Origin of the sequence: Mesorhizobium sp. GbtcB19 (assembly GCF_019091085.1) — a bacterium.
Classification (GTDB): Bacteria; Pseudomonadota; Alphaproteobacteria; order Rhizobiales; family Rhizobiaceae; genus Mesorhizobium.
Genome location: NZ_JAGXJY010000355.1, coordinates 1 through 251, shown reverse-complemented (window position 1 = coordinate 251; position 251 = coordinate 1). Strand labels below are relative to the sequence as shown.

The 251-nt window shown below is 57.8% G+C and carries 1 protein-coding gene; it reads left to right on the top strand.

Annotation, left to right across the window (positions count from 1 at the left end; genetic code table 11):
• Nucleotides 1-85: 85 nt before the first annotated feature.
• The coding region (locus tag KVT37_RS32470) for a TfoX/Sxy family protein (RefSeq protein ID WP_217579055.1) at nucleotides 86-251 on the top strand (166 nt) is incomplete at its 3' end.

The window sequence follows — 251 nt, the reverse complement described above, 5'->3', positions numbered from 1 at the left end:
GGAACTCCGTTTCCAGGTCTCAACCAGGCAGCATGCCTTTGGTTGCGGCCATGACAAGGCCGAGGACGGATGAGATGATCGCGGCATGGACAATGAACGCCTTGAAGAATTGTCCGAAAGCCTGGGGCCGATCAGCATCCGAAAACTGTTCGGCGGCAAGGGCATCTATTGCGACGGTGCCATCGTCGCGGTCGTCGTGCGCGGCGAGCTGATGCTCAAGGCGGATGAGAAAACCATTCCCGATTTCGAAG